8 protein-coding genes are annotated in these 18,806 nt (G+C 57.1%); 5 read left to right on the forward strand and 3 right to left on the reverse strand.

Features of this window, described 5'->3' with window-relative positions:
• Position 1: 1 nt before the first annotated feature.
• From C454_RS00065 to C454_RS00080, 4 genes are read left to right on the forward strand one after another with little or no spacing between them, the layout of a single operon-like run.
• Positions 2–757, forward strand: a complete 756-nt coding sequence (locus C454_RS00065; RefSeq protein ID WP_004971309.1) for a hypothetical protein — start codon at positions 2–4, stop codon at positions 755–757.
• 39 nt (positions 758–796) lie between these two features.
• Positions 797–6,286 (forward strand): DEAD/DEAH box helicase, encoded by a 5,490-nt coding sequence (locus C454_RS00070; RefSeq protein WP_004971310.1) that lies wholly within the window; start codon positions 797–799, stop codon positions 6,284–6,286.
• Complete coding sequence (locus C454_RS00075) at positions 6,283–11,742, forward strand: DEAD/DEAH box helicase (RefSeq protein WP_004971311.1); 5,460 nt, start codon at positions 6,283–6,285, stop codon at positions 11,740–11,742. The genes C454_RS00070 and C454_RS00075 overlap by 4 nt, the downstream gene beginning before the upstream one ends.
• Positions 11,732–13,708 carry a phospholipase D-like domain-containing protein gene (locus tag C454_RS00080; protein WP_004971312.1) on the forward strand — a complete coding sequence of 659 codons (1,977 nt, stop codon included), beginning with the start codon at positions 11,732–11,734 and terminating at the stop codon, positions 13,706–13,708. Before C454_RS00075 ends, C454_RS00080 begins: the two co-directional genes overlap by 11 nt.
• 603 nt (positions 13,709–14,311) lie before the next feature.
• Here C454_RS00080 and C454_RS19600 read toward each other — a convergent pair.
• The 3 genes from C454_RS19600 to solA all read right to left on the reverse strand — a co-directional run bounded on the left by C454_RS19600 (position 14,312) and on the right by solA (position 17,737).
• Positions 14,312–15,679: an AMP-binding protein gene (locus tag C454_RS19600; protein WP_081605159.1), complete on the reverse strand. Its 1,368-nt coding sequence runs from the start codon at positions 15,677–15,679 to the stop codon at positions 14,312–14,314.
• On the reverse strand, positions 15,680–16,510 hold the full coding sequence (locus tag C454_RS00085) for an IS5 family transposase (protein WP_004971314.1): 831 nt from the start codon (positions 16,508–16,510) through the stop codon (positions 15,680–15,682).
• A gap of 66 nt (positions 16,511–16,576) precedes the next feature.
• The gene (gene solA / locus C454_RS00090) at positions 16,577–17,737 is read right to left on the reverse strand and encodes an N-methyl-L-tryptophan oxidase (protein WP_004971315.1); all 1,161 of its coding nucleotides are present in this window, start codon (positions 17,735–17,737) and stop codon (positions 16,577–16,579) included.
• 205 nt (positions 17,738–17,942) lie between these two features.
• Here solA and C454_RS00095 point away from each other — a divergent pair, with 205 nt between their 5' ends.
• Entirely contained in the window at positions 17,943–18,722 is a 780-nt protein-coding gene (locus C454_RS00095) for an IclR family transcriptional regulator (RefSeq protein WP_004971318.1), read from the forward strand.
• Positions 18,723–18,806 lie beyond the last annotated feature (84 nt).

Here is an 18,806-nt window from a genome sequence, read left to right on the forward strand (position 1 = left end):
TATGGCTATACAGTCCACAGCGCTCGAGTCAAAACTCGAGAGCCTCGAACAGAAGGCGGACCAGTACGACACGCGAACGAACACGGCAGCTCGAGTTAACAAAGCCGAAGAACACCTGATGGAACTGAACCAGGCGCTTAACAAACTCGAGGGTTCGCTTGACGTTTTCGAACAGCAGGCGGGAATCCTAACAGAGGTCTTCGGACACTCCCCCCCGTCGAGGGCGACAAGTGCCCGTGACAAGGCACGCTCGATTACACGCGTCTCTCAGGATGACGTTCTCGACATGATCGACGAAAGTGGCCAATCGTTGTCGAATCATATCGACGAGGTCCGAGAGACACGTGAGGACGTGAACGACGCACGACGATCCATCAACGATCACCTAAAAAAGATTCAGCGTCGAAAACTCGATGACGCGAACACCGCGGAGAGCATTCAGAAGATCGTCGGCGAGGATCCAGACGCGATGGACACGATTAGCCGGTATCGGTCGTTCATCAGGTCTATCCTCAATCCCAATGGTTCGGTTTCCAGCCTAAAGACACAGTGGCAGGGACTGGAAAAGGCCTTCGAGAACCTCGATACGGACTGGAAGGGCTTCCAGAGACACCACGACCTCAGCGATCAAACGATTGAAGATCTGAAGACGCTTAGTGAGGAGGGCCAAGTCGACCTCGATGACCTTTCAGATGCGAGCGTCAATGAGATGCTAAATATTCCCGAACTCCGGTCGACAATCAAGGTGAGTCTATAGACGCCAATGGAGAATCCTGCTAAACGTGCGGAAGCGGCGATGGACGCCTATCGGAAACACTTCATTGGTGCCGGTGGTCGAGCGGCGCGAAACGTCGCCCATCGTTTTGAAGCCACTAACAACGGCGAGGAATCCGTTATCGGCTTTCGCGGCCCATATCTGCAGGCGCTTAATGTTGCGAACTGGAGCACAAAGTCTTGGCTCTCGTTCAGCAAGCGAGCGGGGATTCATCCGCTTGTCCGTCTCGCGTTCGAGGATATCGGGTTCCGCCGACTCTATGACTTCCAAGAGCGGAGTGTAGAGACGATCCTCGACGGGCAGGATACTGTTATCACGGCCGCGACCGGCCGGGGGAAGACCGAAGCGTGGCTCATCCCCATCCTTGACTACATCCTCAATGCGAATCAGGGGAACGTCGATGAGAGTTGCCCTGATGATGTTAAAGCGGTCCTCACGTATCCGACGAAAGCGCTCGCCCAGGACCAGTTGAAGCGCCTGATCAAGTACCTCTATCGGATCAACGCGGAACTCCCGACGAACGACCGCATCACTGTCGGGATCTACGACGGGGACACGCCGGGAAATATGTCCTCGCGTGCGGAGGGCTACCTGAATGCGACGTTCAAGTACTTCGAGTGTCCGGGCTACAACGACGCGCTCGAGAAATGTCAGAACTGCGGGAAGAGTGTTCATGTCCGGAATGCCGGCCAGCGTTACGAACTTGAACCCGAGAAGAAGCAGTGTGTCGACGACGTTCCTTTAGACTTCCTCCGATTGACAAAAAAAGAGATCCTCGAGGAGGGTGTTGACATCCTACTCACGAACCCGGACACGATCAACCTCAAACTTGTCAACACGAACGCGGGCGACGAACACGACACGTTTGTCTACGAGCCACAGTTCTTCGTCTTCGACGAGGTCCACACCTACGACGGTCTCTTCGGGAGTTATACGGCGATGCTCACGAAGCGTATCCGAGCACTACGCGGGACACGTGATGTCGACGCCCCGCAGGTGATCGCGAGTAGTGCCACCGTCGAGAACGATGTCGAATTGTTCCGGCGTATCAGCGGAGCGGCGGACGTCGCGCACGTCGATGAAAACCCCCGCGAACTAGACCCACCGCCACTCCAGAACGTACCCGACGCACTCTACGATGAACCGATAACGGTGGTGCAATTACGTCGCGCGGTTCGTGGTGAGAGATCGTACCCGGCCCCGCTCGACTCGTTCGACCCATCCATCGACGACCCGAGTACGATCGACAACGAGAGCCTTGACGAACTGGTCGGTGACGCGCTCTTCGAGCATCTCACCTCGAAGTCGAACGATCCGGTCGTACACGCTATACAGCACTTCCACGAAGAACTTGCCGACGAGCCACGAACTCGCGAGGCGTTCCTCGACACTCTCGAGACAGAGTACTCGCTCACCGACGCACAATCGGAGACTGCCCTCCAAAACTTCCGCACGCTCGGCGAGTACTCGGGCTTACTGGAGAACCGAAGCCACCTCTTCTCGTGGCCGCTCGACGGGTTCTACAGTTGTGCACAGTGCGCGGCCGTCTATCGTTCCCCACATGACTCGTGTGCGGAGTGTGACTCGGGCATCGTCACGCGTGCGACGTACTGCCGTCGGTGCGCTGAGGAAGCTCTTGTGGCGTGGTACTGTCCCGAGTGTGATCAACTCGAGTCCTATACGCCGTCCGAAGAGGGAAGCTTCGCCTCGCGGGATGAGCAGTATTGTGGGCGGTGTGAGGCCGCACGCGATGACGAGGTGCGTCTGCTTCGAGTGTCGTTCACGCCCGAACTGGAGTGTCAGTCCTGTGGCGCTGTGGAAGAGCGCAGCGTCATTGAGACCTGCACATGTGATGCGGCGATGACGCGTACCTCTGTCAACGAGTGGACGTGCACGAACCCACAATGTGGCCGAGCGAAATCCGCTGACTCAGGGTGTTCCGCCTGCGGTTCCGAGCAACGCGTCCTCCGACGGAGTGACGCGGCCGTCGAGTGCCGGTCCTGTGGGCAGACGTACGATGCCACAGACATCCCACGCCAGTGCGCGTGTGGGCATTCGGTCGAGAACACCCGGCTCATCCCTTGGATATGCGTCCGCGGGGGATGTACGCGCGACTATCACGCGCCGTCTCCCCCGACGGAGTGTGAGTGTGGTACGGAGGTGTTCGTCAAGAAGGGGCTCTTTGAGGTGTTCGAGAATGACCACTGTACTGAGTGCGATACCGCCGTCCTCTCTGGGTCATCCTGCCAGTGTGACGATCCGGAGCACCAACAGCAGGCCGACGCCTTTCAGTCCTATCAGACGATCACTAACGGCGGACGCATCGTTCCGGTTCGCGACCATACGTCAGTCGTCCCGTGTCGTCATCAGCGACTCGGGTATCGGATCGGACAGCGCTACGACGAGTTGGTCCGCAGTCCGAACAACATCGCCGTCACGACCTCTCAGTACTTGCTCCGCGGGGTCGCGGACGATGAGGACTACTCGTCGGCGAAGATGTTGTCGTTCGCCGACTCCCATCGCGACATGAAGGAACTCGGACGGGACTTCAACGAACCGGAAGTTGAGACACTCCTCGATCAAGCACTCGTCGAAGCGATTCGTACTGCCGACGACTCGTGGCTGACGCTCGATAACGTGCTCACGGAATCGTTGGCGTGCATCGACACCCTTCACGACGAACTCAGTCCACCCCGTGCCCTCCAGGACGTCTCGTTCGACTTGAAGGAGCATCTCGTCGACCGCTCTCGCCGGTTCATGGACACCGAGGAGGCAATCCGGGACAGACTTAGTCGACGGGCGGTCCCACACAGTTACACGAAACGGTTCCGAGAGCGGGGTGGCTCGCTAGCTTCGGACGGCCTCGTCGACGTCCGCGTCGATCCGGGGGTACTCGCGGACCTCTCCGATGCCGAGCGTGACCTCCTCCGGGGCGTCGTCGAAACCGGGAACGGCTGTCCCGTCGGTTCACTCCCGGAGCGATTCGGAGACAGCACACGCGGCGACGTCATCGATGCGCTAATCAAGCGCGGCGTCCTTGACGGGGAAAGCGACGACTATCTTTCACTGAACCCGATGGTGCTTGAGTTGACGCTCGCAGGTGACGCCGACAGCATCCAGTACAATCCTGGGTCAGGCCGGTTCTCGCCGTCGTGGCTCAGCCAGCTCGGCGTCCAATCGCGTGACCTAGTCCCCTTCGACACCACACTCGAGGAGCGGGCCGACCCAACCAGTCCTCAGTTCCATCAACGGGCGTACCGCGCCGAGTACTCTCGGGCGCGAATCCTAATCGCAAAAGTCTATCTCGGGATGACGGACAAACGCGAGCGTCGCGAACTCGAGTATCTCTTCCGAGAGGGCAACTACCCTCACTTCCTCTCCTCAGGCCCAACGATGGAACTCGGTGTCGACATTGGTGACCTTGATGCGCTTCTCCTCTACGGGGTGCCGCCGAACATGAACGCGTACCTCCAGCGCGTCGGCCGCGCCGGTCGAAGTTCGCACTCCTCACTCGTCCACAGCGTCAGCCAGCGTAACCCGATTGACTACTACTACTACGAAGAACCGACGGACCTCATAAGCACAGATCCGAAACCCGTCCCGCTCAACGAGCACAATGAGGAGGTCCTCCGTGTTTCACTCTCGTGGGCTGTGTTCGACTACGTCGCAGCGAACTTCGTTGTGCCCTGGGAGGTCGACGGCTGGGGTCCGAACGCCACTGTTTCAGGCGGGGACGACTTCGAACGTCGTGACACCGATACCGACGATTCCGACTACGGGAAGCTCACGCATCTAATGACGCTACCCGTCTCGAAACTTGGCCTTGACACCGATGTCTCGAAACTCGCCGCGCTCGGAACGATTGTCAGCGACAACGAGCGACAGATTCGTGACTACTTGCGCTCCCTGCTTGCGTACCAGTACTGTACCGACTGTAGCGCGAAATACGATCGCTCGGACACTGTCGACACCTGTCGTGTGGACGGATGCAATAGCCGAATCCTCGACGCGCAGGTGGAGTTCGGCGACATCGTCGACGAGGCGGTGGCGTCTTTCCAAGACCGCTATCTCAACCCGTATCGGACGTACCGCAACCGACTCATCGAGGAACAGCAGGCGCTGAGCCAGGAGCGGACGACCCTCCGTCGAGAGAAACGGCGTGCTCGACGTGATGAGGCGACGCGGCTTCGCCGTCGCGAGAGCGCGGTTGCAGAACGTATCCGTGCACTTCAGGACCACCTCGACACGCTCGAGCGACAATCCTATTCAGACTTCCTCCAGAACGCACGCACCAGTAAGTTCGCGTTCACCATGCGGAACGTCTCGAACAACGTCGGACTGACGCTAGTCACCGAAAAGGACGGCGCGTACACTCGTCGCGATGTCGGTGGTAATTACGGTGGACGGAACGTCCGCATGGCCATTCAGGAACTCTACCCCGCAGCGGCGTACCTCGACGACGGCGAGACATACGTCGTCAGTCACCTTCGAACAGACGACTTCGATTCCTCAACACTCCGCGAGCAAGTCGTGGACGCCGATACCGATGCCGACCACCTCGCCGAGGAGAAGGTCTGCAGTGCGTGCCACACGTCGCACCCCCTCACCACGTCCGAGTGCCCCTGTGACCACGACGCCCCGCTCAAACGCCGTCGACTCGTCGCGATGGACAGCGTCGAAGCCCACCGCGACGATCTCCGCATGAGCAAGGATGGTGAGCCAGCCCGCAAACTATACCAGAGGCCCGCAGAGGAAGTACAGAACACCTATGCGGAACGCGAGACGTCCATTTTGGAATTTGAACCGATTGAGTCTTTCCGCGTTCACGATGGAGACGGCGCGCCGATCGGGTCGCTTGAGTATGGGGATTACACCGTTCTCACGCACACCCAGAGTTACCGCGCGAAATACAAGAACGGCGAGACCGATCCACGCCAGACTCTCTTCGAGGTCTGTGGCGAGGGGAACTGCACAGGCATAATCTATCGTGACGACGAGGGGCACGCGCAGTGCTCCGCGGATCCCGAACATAGTCCGAATCGACGCGGTGCCGACTCTGAGTACGTCCGCCTTGGGTACTCCTACGAGACGAGTGGCGTCCGTGTCTCACTCGACGACACCGAGCAGTCGCATACATTTGTTCACGGCCTCCGCGTCGCGCTTCAGTCGCTCGGCGGAGTAAATATCAGGGAGCTCAACGAAACGACGGCCGACGACCATGTCGATCTGCTTGACGCTCAGGAAGGTGGTGCGAACATCGCCAAACTCCTCGTCGAACGCGATTCTGGTGACTTCCGGAACTTCCAGTACGCGATGGAACTGGTCCGTGACCACTTCGTCTGCAACTGTGAGGACGGCTGTCCATTGTGCCTCTACCAGTACGGCTGTGACGAACACAACCAGCCACGGTCGTTCGCTCGCGGCAGCGTTCTCGACTACTTCAAGCTCGGACTGCCGACGATTGCACCGGTCGATACAATTACCACCGATTCGCCAGCTACTGACCCATGACCCACAACACACTTGAGCATGCTGAAGACCTGAAGCGCACATATGGCGACCACTACGTCGCCAGCCAAAACACCGCGACGCTCAAAGACATCATCTCGCGCTACGAGGGCGGGACAGAGCAGTCGCTCCACGATCGACTTCCCGAATTCATGCGGACGCGCGGTCCATTCCTCCAGGCCCTCAATCTGCCACGGCAGAGTGACACTCCGTGGCCAGCGTTCGCCGAAACCCGGCCGTCAATCGCCGACGACGCGCCTGACGGCCTCCACGACGATATCGTTCGGACGTTCTCTGAGGCTGGCTTCGAGCGCCTCTACGCGTTCCAAGAGGACACAGCGGACGCGATACTCGCCGACGACCACACCCTCGTCACCGCCGGGACCGGTCGCGGCAAGACCGAGAGCTGGCTCATCCCCATTCTCCAGTACATCTGTGAGGCGAAAGCTGGCTACCACGACGCCGATCCGCAGAGCGTCAAGTGTGTCCTCACCTATCCGACGAAAGCGCTTGCACAGGATCAACTGAAGCGCCTCATCGGGTACCTCTCTACGCTCAACGAGACGCGAACCGGTACCGACCGGATCACCGTCGGCATCTTCGACGGTGACACCCCGCACAACGACCCGGACGCTTACTCGTATCTCGACACCTCGTTCAAGTACTTCGAGTGTCCATGCAGCAACTGCTCGTCCTCACTAACGGTCGAACGGACCGAGGACGGCTATCGTGTCACACACGATTCGGCCACCGAAATGGACGTCGACCTCGACTTCATCGAACTCACGCGCGAGGAAATCGTCGACGCTGAAGTCGACATCCTCCTCACCAACCCAGACACCGTCAACTATCGTTTGTTCAATATCAACGAGCAAGACGAACAGGCCGTGTTCGTCACGGAGCCGAAGTATGTCGTCTTCGATGAGATCCACGAGTACTCCGAACTCTTCGGTTCGTTCACCGCGACACTCATGCGGCGCTATCTCCGCTCTCGTCGTTCACTACTCGGACTCAATGATGACGTGGACGACGATCTCCGACTCGTCGGCGCCAGCGCGACCGTCGAGAACAAGCGTGCAATCTTCCAGCGCATCAACCCCTTCACAGACGCGGACATCACCGTTGTCGAAGAGGACCCACGGACGCTTGAGTGCCAATTCCCCGATGACCTCCCTGCCCCGCTCGTTGAACGCACCGCCGACCCGGGTCTTCTCGCCGATACGTCTTCGAAGTGGACGCCCGCCGAATCCTTAGTCGCAGATGTTATCGGGGAACTCCCCAGTAATGCTGATTCTGGCGAACGACGGCGCATCGCCGGCGACCGACTCTACGACACCCTCCTCGACGAGCGCGGCGACGACCTCGACATCGTCCGCGCGCTCTATACGACGCTTCACGAGGAGGCGCAGCGTCCTGCGGACCTTCGCGAGACGCTCTCGGAGACGTACGACCTCACCGATGACCAGGCTGGCCGACTCGTCGATAACTTCGTCACGCTCGGTCAGCTATCCGGTGTCCTCGAGAGTCGGGCTCACCTCTTCAGTTGGCCGCTCGACGGCTACTACACCTGCGTGAACTGTGCCGCCGTCTACGACACGCCGCAGTCAGAGTGCACTCAGTGCGGCCATCACTTCGTTACAAAACTCGCTTACTGCAACCACTGCGGTGAGGAGGCGCTCGAGTCCTGGTTCTGCCCGGACTGCGAACGGCTCTCCCCACTCAACGTCACGTCTGGTGAGGGCCGCTTCGAGTACTTCCAAGACCATACGTGCAGTTGCGGAACGGAGACGATCCGGACGGTCTGGCGCCCCTACTACGAGTGTTCTGGGTGTTGGAATCAACAGAAGATCGACCGGATTACTCACTGTCCGGACTGCGACACCGCCATGGTCCTCAGCGACGATCAGGACGACCTCGTCTGTCGGAACCCCGAGTGTGACGTCACACAGGAGACCGGGACGGAGGTTGTTTGTGAGAACTGCCACTCAAACGACCTCGAACCGCTCAGCGACGATTCGGTGCTTTACTGTGAGGACTGCGGCGACGCCCACGAACAGGAGGCCGGCCACCAGTGCAGTTGCGGAGGGATGCTCCGTCCGAAGCGCTATCTCGGTTGGTCGTGCAGCGACCCTGATTGTGATGCAGTCTATTTCGGCGAACCGCCCAACACCTGTGATTGTGGGAAACGGCGATTCGCGCGCACTGGTTTGCTCGACATCAATGCAATTGACCACTGCTCGAACTGCGACACCGATCTCCTGCTGGGTGCTGAGTGTCGCTGTGATGACCCTGCGATCTCGCCGACAGTTCGCGGGTTCCGCGAGTACAAACTTGTCGACGAACTCGGCCAGATTCGAAAACCTTCGTCGTTCCACGGTGCCGTTCCCTGCTACGACCCCCGGAAGACCTACCGGAAGTCATCGCGCTACGAGTCGATGATCCGCGGCCCCGGGAACACCGCTGTCACGACCGCGCAGTACTTCCTTCGTGAGACCGCGGACGTCAACGAACCTGACTCGTTCCGGGAGGCGAAGATGCTCTCATTCGCTGACAGCCAGTCGGACATGAAAGAACTCAACCGGAACTTCACCGAACCTGAGCAGACGCTCTTCGTCACACAACTCGTCGTTGACACACTCGATGAGGCTGACGACAACTGGGTCTCGCTCGCTGAACTCCAGTCCACAGTCATCAAACGTGCCGTGGAGTACGAGGATATGCTCACTGAGGGCGATGGTGGGCTACTGGAAGCTATGACGGGCTATCGGCAGTCCGTCGAGGACTTCCTGAAGGAGGAAGTCGCGGCACGCGTCCTTCGCGGGCGCTACAACAACCGCTGGCGAAGTCGTGACCATCTTCCCTCCGATGGCCTACTTGATGTCAGCCTTGACATCGACTTGAGCGACTTCGATTCGGGTGAGATGGCCGTCATCGAGGCCTTGAACGGGCAGAGTAAGCAGTACGTCGAATCGCTCAGTGACGATATCGAGGATGCGGGTCGACACGTCGAATCCCTCATCGATCAGGACGTCCTCCGTCGCATCGAGACCGACTCCGGATATCTCATCGGATTTGACGAATCCTGTGTTTGCTGCACGACCGTCGACGCGGAGACGCCAATAACGTACGTTCCCGCAACGGAGTCGTTCTACTCGACGCTCGATGAGGTCTTCGCTGACCACGGCCCAGACCTCGACACGGTCACGTTCAGCGCTGATTACGAGGCCCGTAGCGAGTTCACGCACCCTCACTTCGACCTCACAGCCTACCGCGTGAACTATTCGGACCCCCTACTGCTCGTCTCCCGTGCCTACTTCGGGCTCACAGAGAAGGACGAACGCCGCCGTATCGAGTATCAGTTCCGGGAGGGTCGCTACCCCAACTTCCTCTCTTCTGGACCGGCGATGGAAGTTGGGATGGACATCGGTGACCTCGATGCGCTCCTCCTCTACGGTACCCCGCCAAACACGAACTCGTACCTCCAACGGATCGGTCGAGCAGGCCGACAGTCCGGGTCGTCACTCGTCCACTCGATCAGTCAGCGAAACCCGATCGACTACTACTACTACGAACAGCCGAACGAACTCATTCAGGCTAAACCCCAGCCTGTCCCACTCAACGAGACGAACGAAGAGGTGCTTCGTATCTCGCTGACGTGGGCAATCCTCGACTATTTCGCCGCCGAATGCTGGATTCCGTGGCGTCGCGAGAGCAGCGATGTCGTTGACGAACTCTATTGTGAGGACGATCTCGTCCCACGGAGTGAACCGCGGCCAAATGACATCGTGACCTTCACCGCACTTCTCGCGAGCGAGAACGATGCGATCCAGTTCGTCGACGAGGAAGCCCCTCTCCAGACGCTCAAGGTGGCGTACGAGGAACATCGAACCGAAGTACGCGACTGGCTTGAGGACATTCTCGGCTTCAGTTACTGTCGTGATTGCGGTCGGAAGCACGAGGCCGGCTACGAGGGTCCGTGTAGTCGTCCGGAGTGCGACGGCCGTGTCGTCTCTGCGGTCAACGCACACGAGGACGTCATAGAGGAGGCGATGACGACATTCGTCGACGAGTTCGTCGAGAGCTACTTCGATTTTGAGGACGACATCCTCAACGAACTCGATAAGGTCCAAACACAGCTCAACGAACTCAATCTGGAGTCACGTGGCCGGCGAAACCGCCGCCGACAGAACTCGAATGATCGCGTTGAACAGCGCGACGAGCGTGATCGACTACAGAGTCGGAGCGCAAATCTAAACCAGTATTTGGACCGACTTGCACGGATGGATTACGGGTCGTTCCTCGAAGAGCACAGCACCACGCCGTTCAGTCTCCGCTCCGTCGAGGATACAGTAGAATACGAACTTATCGGTGAAGACTTCGAGTCTGTGACCGCCGACTTGCACTCTCGGCCAATCAGGATTGCGCTCTCCGAACTCCATCCCGGTGCCGCCTATCTCCATTCGGACAATCAGCGCTACGTCGTCACCGGCGTACGCGCCCACTCCTATCAGACTTCTCAACTCGAGAGCACCGCCGCGATCTGTCCGACGTGCGGCGCCGAATACGACCTTGGTGAGGGCCCCTGCGAGGAGTGCGGCTCCGACCTCAAGCGCCTGAAGACGATCGTCCCCGAGCGCGTCACCGCGTACAAGTCCGACCTCGTACTCGGTCAACTGCCGAACGGCGACCCCCTCCTCCCGACTCGGCTGTACCAGTCGGATTCCGAGGTGCAGGACACCTACGCACCTACTGAAACGAATGTGACTGCGTTCGACCCCGAACCAGAGAGAGCGTTCGCCATCACGACCGACGACGGTGACTCTGTAGGACGGTTCGATTACGGAGATGTCACCATCAACTCGTCCGTCCGTCAGTTCAAAGCTCACTACGTTGGTGGCGGGTCAGATCCGCTACCGAACGTCTTCGAACTCTGTGGAAAGGAAAACTGTGATGGGGTCATCGCACGCGACGACGAGACGGCTTACTGTATGCGTCATCCCGAACACTCGACTGAGAACACGGACGTCGTCCGCCTCGCAACCGAGTTCGACACGAAGGCTGTCCGTATCCAGTTCGACGACGAAGACCTGGAGCACGCCTTCTCGCACGGAGTCCGAATGGCGCTTCAGTACATTGGCGGCGTCGGCGTTCGGGCCGTCCCCGAATCGCTCGGTGAGGACGGAACCTACATCTTCGACAACGAAACTGGCGGTAGCGGTGTCACCGTCCTCCTAACGATGGGGTCCGGTAACACGCGGGAGAAATTCGACACTGCAATCAGCCTCATCGAAGACGCATTCGAATGTAGCTGTGACAATGGCTGTCCGTTCTGCATCTACCAGTACGGTTGTGAGAATCAGAACGACCCTGAGACAATCGCGAAAGAAGACCTCATGGCGCTCATCGACGCAGGATTGACACTCACTCAGCGCGAGGTCGAGGCGGACGATGACGAATAGCCTCCCTGCCGAGGTCGCCGACATCCGTACTCGCTCCCCAGAGTCCCTCTGGGGCGTCTCAGCCGAGAGTATCTACCTCGCCGTCTGCGCCGTCGCAACCGATACCAACCTCACGTACGCACTCAGACCACATCATATCGCTACCGTCTTCCAGACGAACGATGAGCGCGCTCCTGAAACCGTTGCTGATGTACATCTGTTCCTCCTCACCAAACTCGGACTCGTTACTGATACCCACGAACTGACCGACTGCGGACGGTTCGTCTTGGCGAGCGAACGACCCGCTGATGCTGTTCGCCTCGTCGCCACTCGACGCCTACCGCGTATCCAACAACTCCTCCGTGAGTTCGCCACCATCGATACGGATCGCCTCCCACGAAGTGAACTCGACACGCTCGTCCGTGACGCGGAAGACGAGGTCTTCATTGCACCACTCCTCGCCTCACTTGCGTTCATCAGCCTCTATCCGGAAGGTGTCATCCTCAACCGTGAGACGATTACCCAGACGGTCGACCGACTTGAACGGCACACGAAACGCCCGAACGCGGCAATCACGCTCATCACCGCGCTCACGGCACTCGACAACTCTCGTCTCATCGCCCGCGTCGCGACAACCTACACTAACACGACTATCACACCAGCGGATGTCGACCAGACGGCCCCACTCGACGCACTTGCCACCATTGAGCTCGACTCACCAGAACGAACCCCGGTTGCCGAACTTACCAACGCGATCGAAGACACCCGACTCGCCGTTGCCCACCACGCAGAAATCTTCGAGACCGCTCTCGACCCAGAGGACCACTCTGTCGAATGCGACGACGCGACCGTCGATAGCGACCTCGTCAAGGACGTGTTTCCAGACGATCCGTCCCACGAGGCTGTCACGGAGACACTCGACCTCATCGCCACGATTCACACTCATCCCACCCTCCACTCGGTCGCTCTCTCTTCACTCACCGATACCCTGGATCTCGATCCCTACCCACTCTACCGTACTATCTCCAACCTTCCGGGTGTCGACTGTTCGCTCCGAGATGATCTCCTCATAACCTTCGACGCTGTTCCGTCCGCCCCGGAGGGGACTGATCGCTACGACGGCTTCCGCGATGATCTCTTCGACGCACTCCACACGCGACTCTCGTGGTTCGACGCTCTCACCGATGTCACGCTCAGGGAAGCACCGCGAATGAGGGAAAACATCATCGAATCACTCGTCATGGGTGTTGACGACGATCTTGTTGCCCCGACATACTTCGTCTATACCCTCCCGGACCCAGAAGCTCTCGGGAAGGAACGCATGGAGCAGTACGTCGACGACCAGCCCGCACTACGACGAGAACGTGCGCGCTTGAAACGCTGGAAGGGCCAGCGGGATAACGATCTGCGCCGCTTTACCGAAATGACGGATCGCCTCTTCACACGAGGCCAAGAGCGTGACCTTGACGAACGCGTCGTCCGCATCATGACACCATACGATGACGACACTTTCTCCGAGTACACCTCACAGCTCCGGAGTCTCCTCCGGGACGGCTACGAACTTCGCCTCCTCACTCGGCACACGAAACGTCGATGGGAGTGGGAACGACTCCGCGACAATCTCCTCGGCGATCTCGAGGAGAACCGCGAGAATGTCACTATCCGGACGTACTCCCGATACAAGAAATATCAGCGGATCACAAGCGAGACGGACGAAACTGACCTCGCTGAGTTTGGCATCCATGCAAAACTTCAGACCATTGGACACGCAACTGAGGGTGCCGCACTCCTCGGTTCGGCGAACTTCATGGAGAACAGCTACAACTGGAATCCCGAATGTGGGGTCTATACGGAGAACTCAAACTTCGTCGCCGCCGCAATCGACTTTTTCGACCACGTCTGGGAGCTCTCCGAGGCTGACGAAGTCGATCTCAGCAGTCTGCAGGAGATCCCTCGTCGCTCCTTCTACCCTTCCTACTACACGTAATTGCAGTAGACCGCAATTGAGGCTCCTAGCGGTCATTTTTTTGAGGTGGTTCGATCGCTCACGTGGACGATTTAATAGTCGACCGAGAACGCTGTGATGCGGGCGTTGGGTTGTGCCTCTGACCGCCCGCTTTAACACCCCTAAGATTTCTATCGTCATTGAATTGAATATGATGTTAAGTCATCTGCATACCGACATCGTTTCTCTGGAAACAGTAGGGTGTATAGTTCGGATAGCAGCGGGTATTCTGACATCTACTAATGTGGCTCTGGTACGCTACACCTGATTTGAAAGCTGAAATGGACGAAACCCAGTGTGAATCTGTTTCAGGACAGATGACGACACGAAATAATATTCTCTCTTGTAGTGACTGCCACATTACTTTCTTTCTGCACTTCAGATTCGGTTCCCAGTTCTATAAGCCACACGTGGTGAAATATAATAGAAAATTTATATAATGTATGTATGATAATTTATACTAGTTCTACCATACGTATGTTTATCTTTTTGAATATTCTGCCAATATAGTGATTTAACAATAATTCTAGTCGGTGAGATTACCATGAATAACCAGCCACAGGCATTATAAATTTAATTCACTTATTAATTTTTTCTGTCCCAATGGGTTATATCATCCTCTCGTTCTTTTTCTCGGAGTTGTTGTTTTTGGATCTTCCCAGTAGGAGTATAGGGAAATAATCTAACGAAACTAACGTAACGTGGAATTTTAAAGTGTGATAAGTGCTGCTCGCACTGATTGATGACATCAGTTTCGGTGATCTCATATCCGTCTTTAACTTTGACTAATGCAGTGACAACTTCAGTATAATATTCGTCAGGTGTGGGTACAACCGCAACCTCATCAACGGCATCAAGCGCTTTGATTACCCCTTCAACCTCAAACGAAGAGATATTCTCTCCCCCACGGCGGACGATATCTTTCTTGCGGTCGAGAAAATAGACAAATCCATCTTCATCAATACGGCCGTAGTCTCCAGTGTGAAACCACCCATCTTGAATTGCTTCTGCAGTTTTTTCGGGTTGGCGGTAGTACCCCTTCATGATTGCAGGGCAATCCATGACGATCTCCCCTCGAGTTCCCTGGGGAACCGGATTACCATCTTTGTCTACGATTTGAATCCGCTTTTCCGCAGGTGGAAGCCCAACACTCCCAATACGCCGTTTGGATTTATCGACCGGATTCAATACAAGCATTGTATCTTCTGTCAGTGAATATCCTTCGACAACTTGCAGACTAAATCGGTCTTCGAATGGTTCAATCAGTTCTGCTGGAGTTCCAGCAGAAAAGACGCGCTCAACCGGGTTATCTGAGTCTGACGATTCTGCAGGCTTGTTGTCGAGCACCTTAAGCATACTTCCCATCGCATTGAACTCTGTAACATCGTGCTTCCGACACCAATCCCACCAATTAGATGATGAAAATTTAGGGTAGATTACGACATTTGCCCCGGCAGCCGCAGCACCAAGCGTTGAGTACACTTGAGCATTCGCATGGAATAACGGCAATGCTGTCAAGAGCGTATCTTCGTGAGTGAACTGCATTCGTTTCTGGAAATCAATCGCGCTCAACGTCCAGTTTTCGTGTGTGCACTCAACAGCTTTTGGTGGTCCAGTGGTCCCCGACGTGTACATATGGAGCCCGACAGCATCACAACCAGAATCATGTGTGGCCGACAGTTTATCTGCTGTCGCAGCGAGTTGGTGAAGCGATTCGAAATCCGTGCTTTCGTCAGTTGTGACGATTATTTCGACAGATGTGTCCTCTGCTGCCTCAACCGCTGTTTCAGCCAATTCACTAGTCGTAACGAGCAGTTTAGGCTGAGACAGTTCAAGCGAGTGCCTCAACTCTCTTGGTTTGTACTCGGGATTGGAAGGGGCGGTGACGGCATCAAGATACGCGTTCCCAAAGAAGGTGAAGGGCTGTGTTGAATCGCCATACAGCAGTGGAATTCACTGTTTCACGGCACGCTTGATGTTATAGACGACACACATCAGCGTGATTTCTCGGAACTCGCGGAACCAAGATCGCGCTCGCACGGCGAAGCCGAGCGAGCGCTTGACAGCCGAGTTCACAGTCTCGGTCATCGAGCGCTGATTGTAGCGCTGTTCGTCGATTCTGGCGTTGTGTGCGTGGTCGTACGGTGCGAAGATGCGATGTTTGATGAGCGGGCGAATCCCGAGGTCACGAAGGGATTCGCGGAGCGATTTCTTGTCGTATCCCTTGTCAGCGGCGAGAGACCGCAGATCGCCCGCGTTCCGGCGGGCGATCTGCTCAGCGAGGTCTGCATCGCTTCCTTTCCGGTTCGTTGAACAATGAACATCAAGGACGGCTTGAGAGTCTGTATCTACGAGCTTCGTGACTTTCAGCTTCTGCACGTGGTAGCTGATTCGCTGGCAGTAGTGGCGGCTCGCAGCTGAACGTTCGTAGAATGTAGCGTCGATAGCACCGTGTTTCGAGGGGTCGTGAAGCTGCGCCGACTGGCGCAGCAGCACTCGGCAGACGCTCATACTGATCCGGTCGAACGCTTTACACAACGTGGATGGTGAGGGAAGATCGGCCGCTTCGAGGCCGATCTCCCCGGTTATTTGTAGCATCTCCTTGAGAAGGTCAATCGTCATTCGGTAGGACGTGTCGAGGTAAATCCGCAGACAGTGGAGGGAAACAAGTGCGTAGTCAGCGAATCCGCCGCCTCCTTCCGGGGCGGCGGATTCGTCTCCATCGCCAGTAACTCTTTTAGAAATCGGGACAATCTCGCTAGTGAAGCGGGAGATTTGCGTCATGCACATTCGCAGTCTTCCGCTTCAACTCCTTTGATTTAGCGACCTTCCCCGACGCTGTCTAGCGATTCAACACAGCCTTTGAAACCGGTCGATGTCGAACAGGTCGATGTCGACAGCCGGGTCACTCTCAGTCACGAGATCCGCCAGCAACTCACCCATGAGGCAGCTAAACTTGAAGCCCTTTCCGGAGAATCCTGCACCGACGACGACGTTGGGATCTGACGGTAGATAGTCGACGATGAAGTCTTGGTCCGGCGTGTGCGTGACCATGCAGGTCTTCAGCCGCTTGATACTCTTCGCCCCTTCAGGGAAGTACCGTTGAGCGTTCTCGTGGAGTACTGTCCGCAACCGCTCGCGCTCCTTCTCAGTTGGCCGGGGGTCGAAGTCGTTCGGGTCCGCAACATCCTCTAGGTTGTCAACGAGGCCGAATTTGAACCCCGATGTCCCCGCTGCAGGACCTCCGTAGTAGCTCTGTTGTTCGTCCTCGATAGAGAAGACGGGGAAAGAGTCGGCCGTGAACTGGCTTCGATTCTCCGGCTGGAAACCGCCGACGATAACTCGCCAAGGCGTCAATGTCTCTTCCAGTTCCTCGACGAGCAACTGCGTCCACGCGCCGGCCGTGACGACAACGTGGTTAGCCTCGTAGGTCGTCCGGTCCGTCTCGACGGTGACGCTGTTCGCCGTTGACTCCCAGTCGACCACTGTCTCGTGGGCGTGCGTGGTCGCACCGTGTTCCTGGGCGAGTTCCACGTGTGCCTGGACGCACTTGGTGGGGTTGATGAACCCTCCGTCTGGTTGGTAGACCGCCTCGAACTCTTGAGGGAGTTCGAAGCCGGGGAACTTCTCCGACAACTCCCCGGCGGAGAGATGCTCATACGGCAGGTCGTAGTCCGTACAAGCCTTGAGGGATCCTCGCACAGTCTCGCTGTCAGCTGGGCCGGCGTCGACTGTCCCTGTGCGGTGGAGAAGCTGTTCGCCGTACTCCTCTTCTAGGGACTCCCACAGAGAGATTGACCGCCGAACGTGTGGGACGTACTCGGGGTCCTCGTGGTTCGTCAGCCGGATCAACCGCGAGTCACCGTGTGACGAGCCGATGGAGTTCGGGATATTGTACTGGTCTAACCCTAAGACATCGAGTCCTCGTCGTGCTAGATGGTAGACGGCTGCACTACCGATACCGCCGACACCCATGACTATGACGTCGTACTGTGTACTGCTCGATCGCATAGTCAGTCGTTGCAGAAGAATAGTGTTAAAGCCATAGCATTAGGTAAATATGACTGGTTCGTCGTGGCTCTCCATCTCCGGGGTGGTCGAACAGTCCATCGCGTCTCAATGCGATCCGTTGCGGCCCGTCAGGGCTTTCTCGCTTGTCGCTCGTTTGTATCCTGCAAAAAGAATATGTGAATTGGCTTCTAAACATATCGCAGACATGAGAAACAGTTCGCCCCGGACACTGAAGACGGTCGAGACCACCTGCAGCGTCATCGACGTTTTGGAGGAGAACGGTGGGGCCACCGTTACTGAGGTCGCCGAGACACTGGACATCTCGCCCGGCGGTGCCTACAACCATCTGGCGACGCTGCACGAAGAGGGTTATCTAGTCAAAGACAACGGGCAGTACGAACTGGGAATGAAGTTCGTCAACAAGGGACGACACGTCATCGACAACAACATCCTATACCGAGCCGGAAAGGAGGTTACGGAGAACCTCGCGGAGGAGACTGGCGAGTTCGCGCACCTGATGACCTGCGAACACGGCCGTGGCGTCTTCCTGCACAAGGCACGCGGCGAGAGGGGTATCTCGCAGGACTTCAACAACATGAAGCTCAAAAAACACGACTATCTCCACTGGGGTTCCACGGGTAAGGCGTATTTAGCACATCTCCCGCCTGAGGAGGCGCGGCGGGTCGTCGAAGAACAGGGGTTGCCATCAATGAACGAGAATACCATCACTGACCCCGACAAACTGTTTGATGAGTTCGAGACCATACGGGAACAAGGCTACGCCATCAACGATCAGGAGGAGATCATCGGAACGCGCGCCATTGGCGCGCCCATCGAGAACAATAAGGCTCTCTACGGGGCGATTAGCATCTCGGGACCGAAGAGTCGATTCACGTTCGACCGTCTCCACGACGAACTGAGCGAGCAAGTGCTGGAGGCTGCCAACATCATCAGTGTGAACATCACTACGCTTCAAAACCAATAGTACATGACATTTGTAGATGACAAACATAGTCGTTTTCGATGTTCGTGTCCGCGTTTCTGTGACACATAAACGCGAGGTGCCGGC

It is taken from the genome of Haloferax gibbonsii ATCC 33959 (assembly GCF_000336775.1).
GTDB lineage: Archaea > Halobacteriota > Halobacteria > Halobacteriales > Haloferacaceae > Haloferax > Haloferax gibbonsii.

What these genes read in the sequence shown, in the direction of transcription:
- C454_RS00065 (WP_004971309.1), top strand. Translation starts at nt 2, where the DNA reads ATGGCTATACAGTCCACAGCGCTCGAGTCAAAACTCGAGAGCCTCGAA.
- C454_RS00095 (WP_004971318.1), top strand. Translation starts at nt 17,943, where the DNA reads ATGAGAAACAGTTCGCCCCGGACACTGAAGACGGTCGAGACCACCTGC.
- C454_RS00085 (WP_004971314.1), bottom strand. Translation starts at nt 16,510, where the DNA reads ATGACGCAAATCTCCCGCTTCACTAGCGAGATTGTCCCGATTTCTAAA.
- C454_RS00070 (WP_004971310.1), top strand. Translation starts at nt 797, where the DNA reads ATGGACGCCTATCGGAAACACTTCATTGGTGCCGGTGGTCGAGCGGCG.
- C454_RS00080 (WP_004971312.1), top strand. Translation starts at nt 11,732, where the DNA reads ATGACGAATAGCCTCCCTGCCGAGGTCGCCGACATCCGTACTCGCTCC.
- C454_RS00075 (WP_004971311.1), top strand. Translation starts at nt 6,283, where the DNA reads ATGACCCACAACACACTTGAGCATGCTGAAGACCTGAAGCGCACATAT.
- solA (WP_004971315.1), bottom strand. Translation starts at nt 17,737, where the DNA reads ATGCGATCGAGCAGTACACAGTACGACGTCATAGTCATGGGTGTCGGC.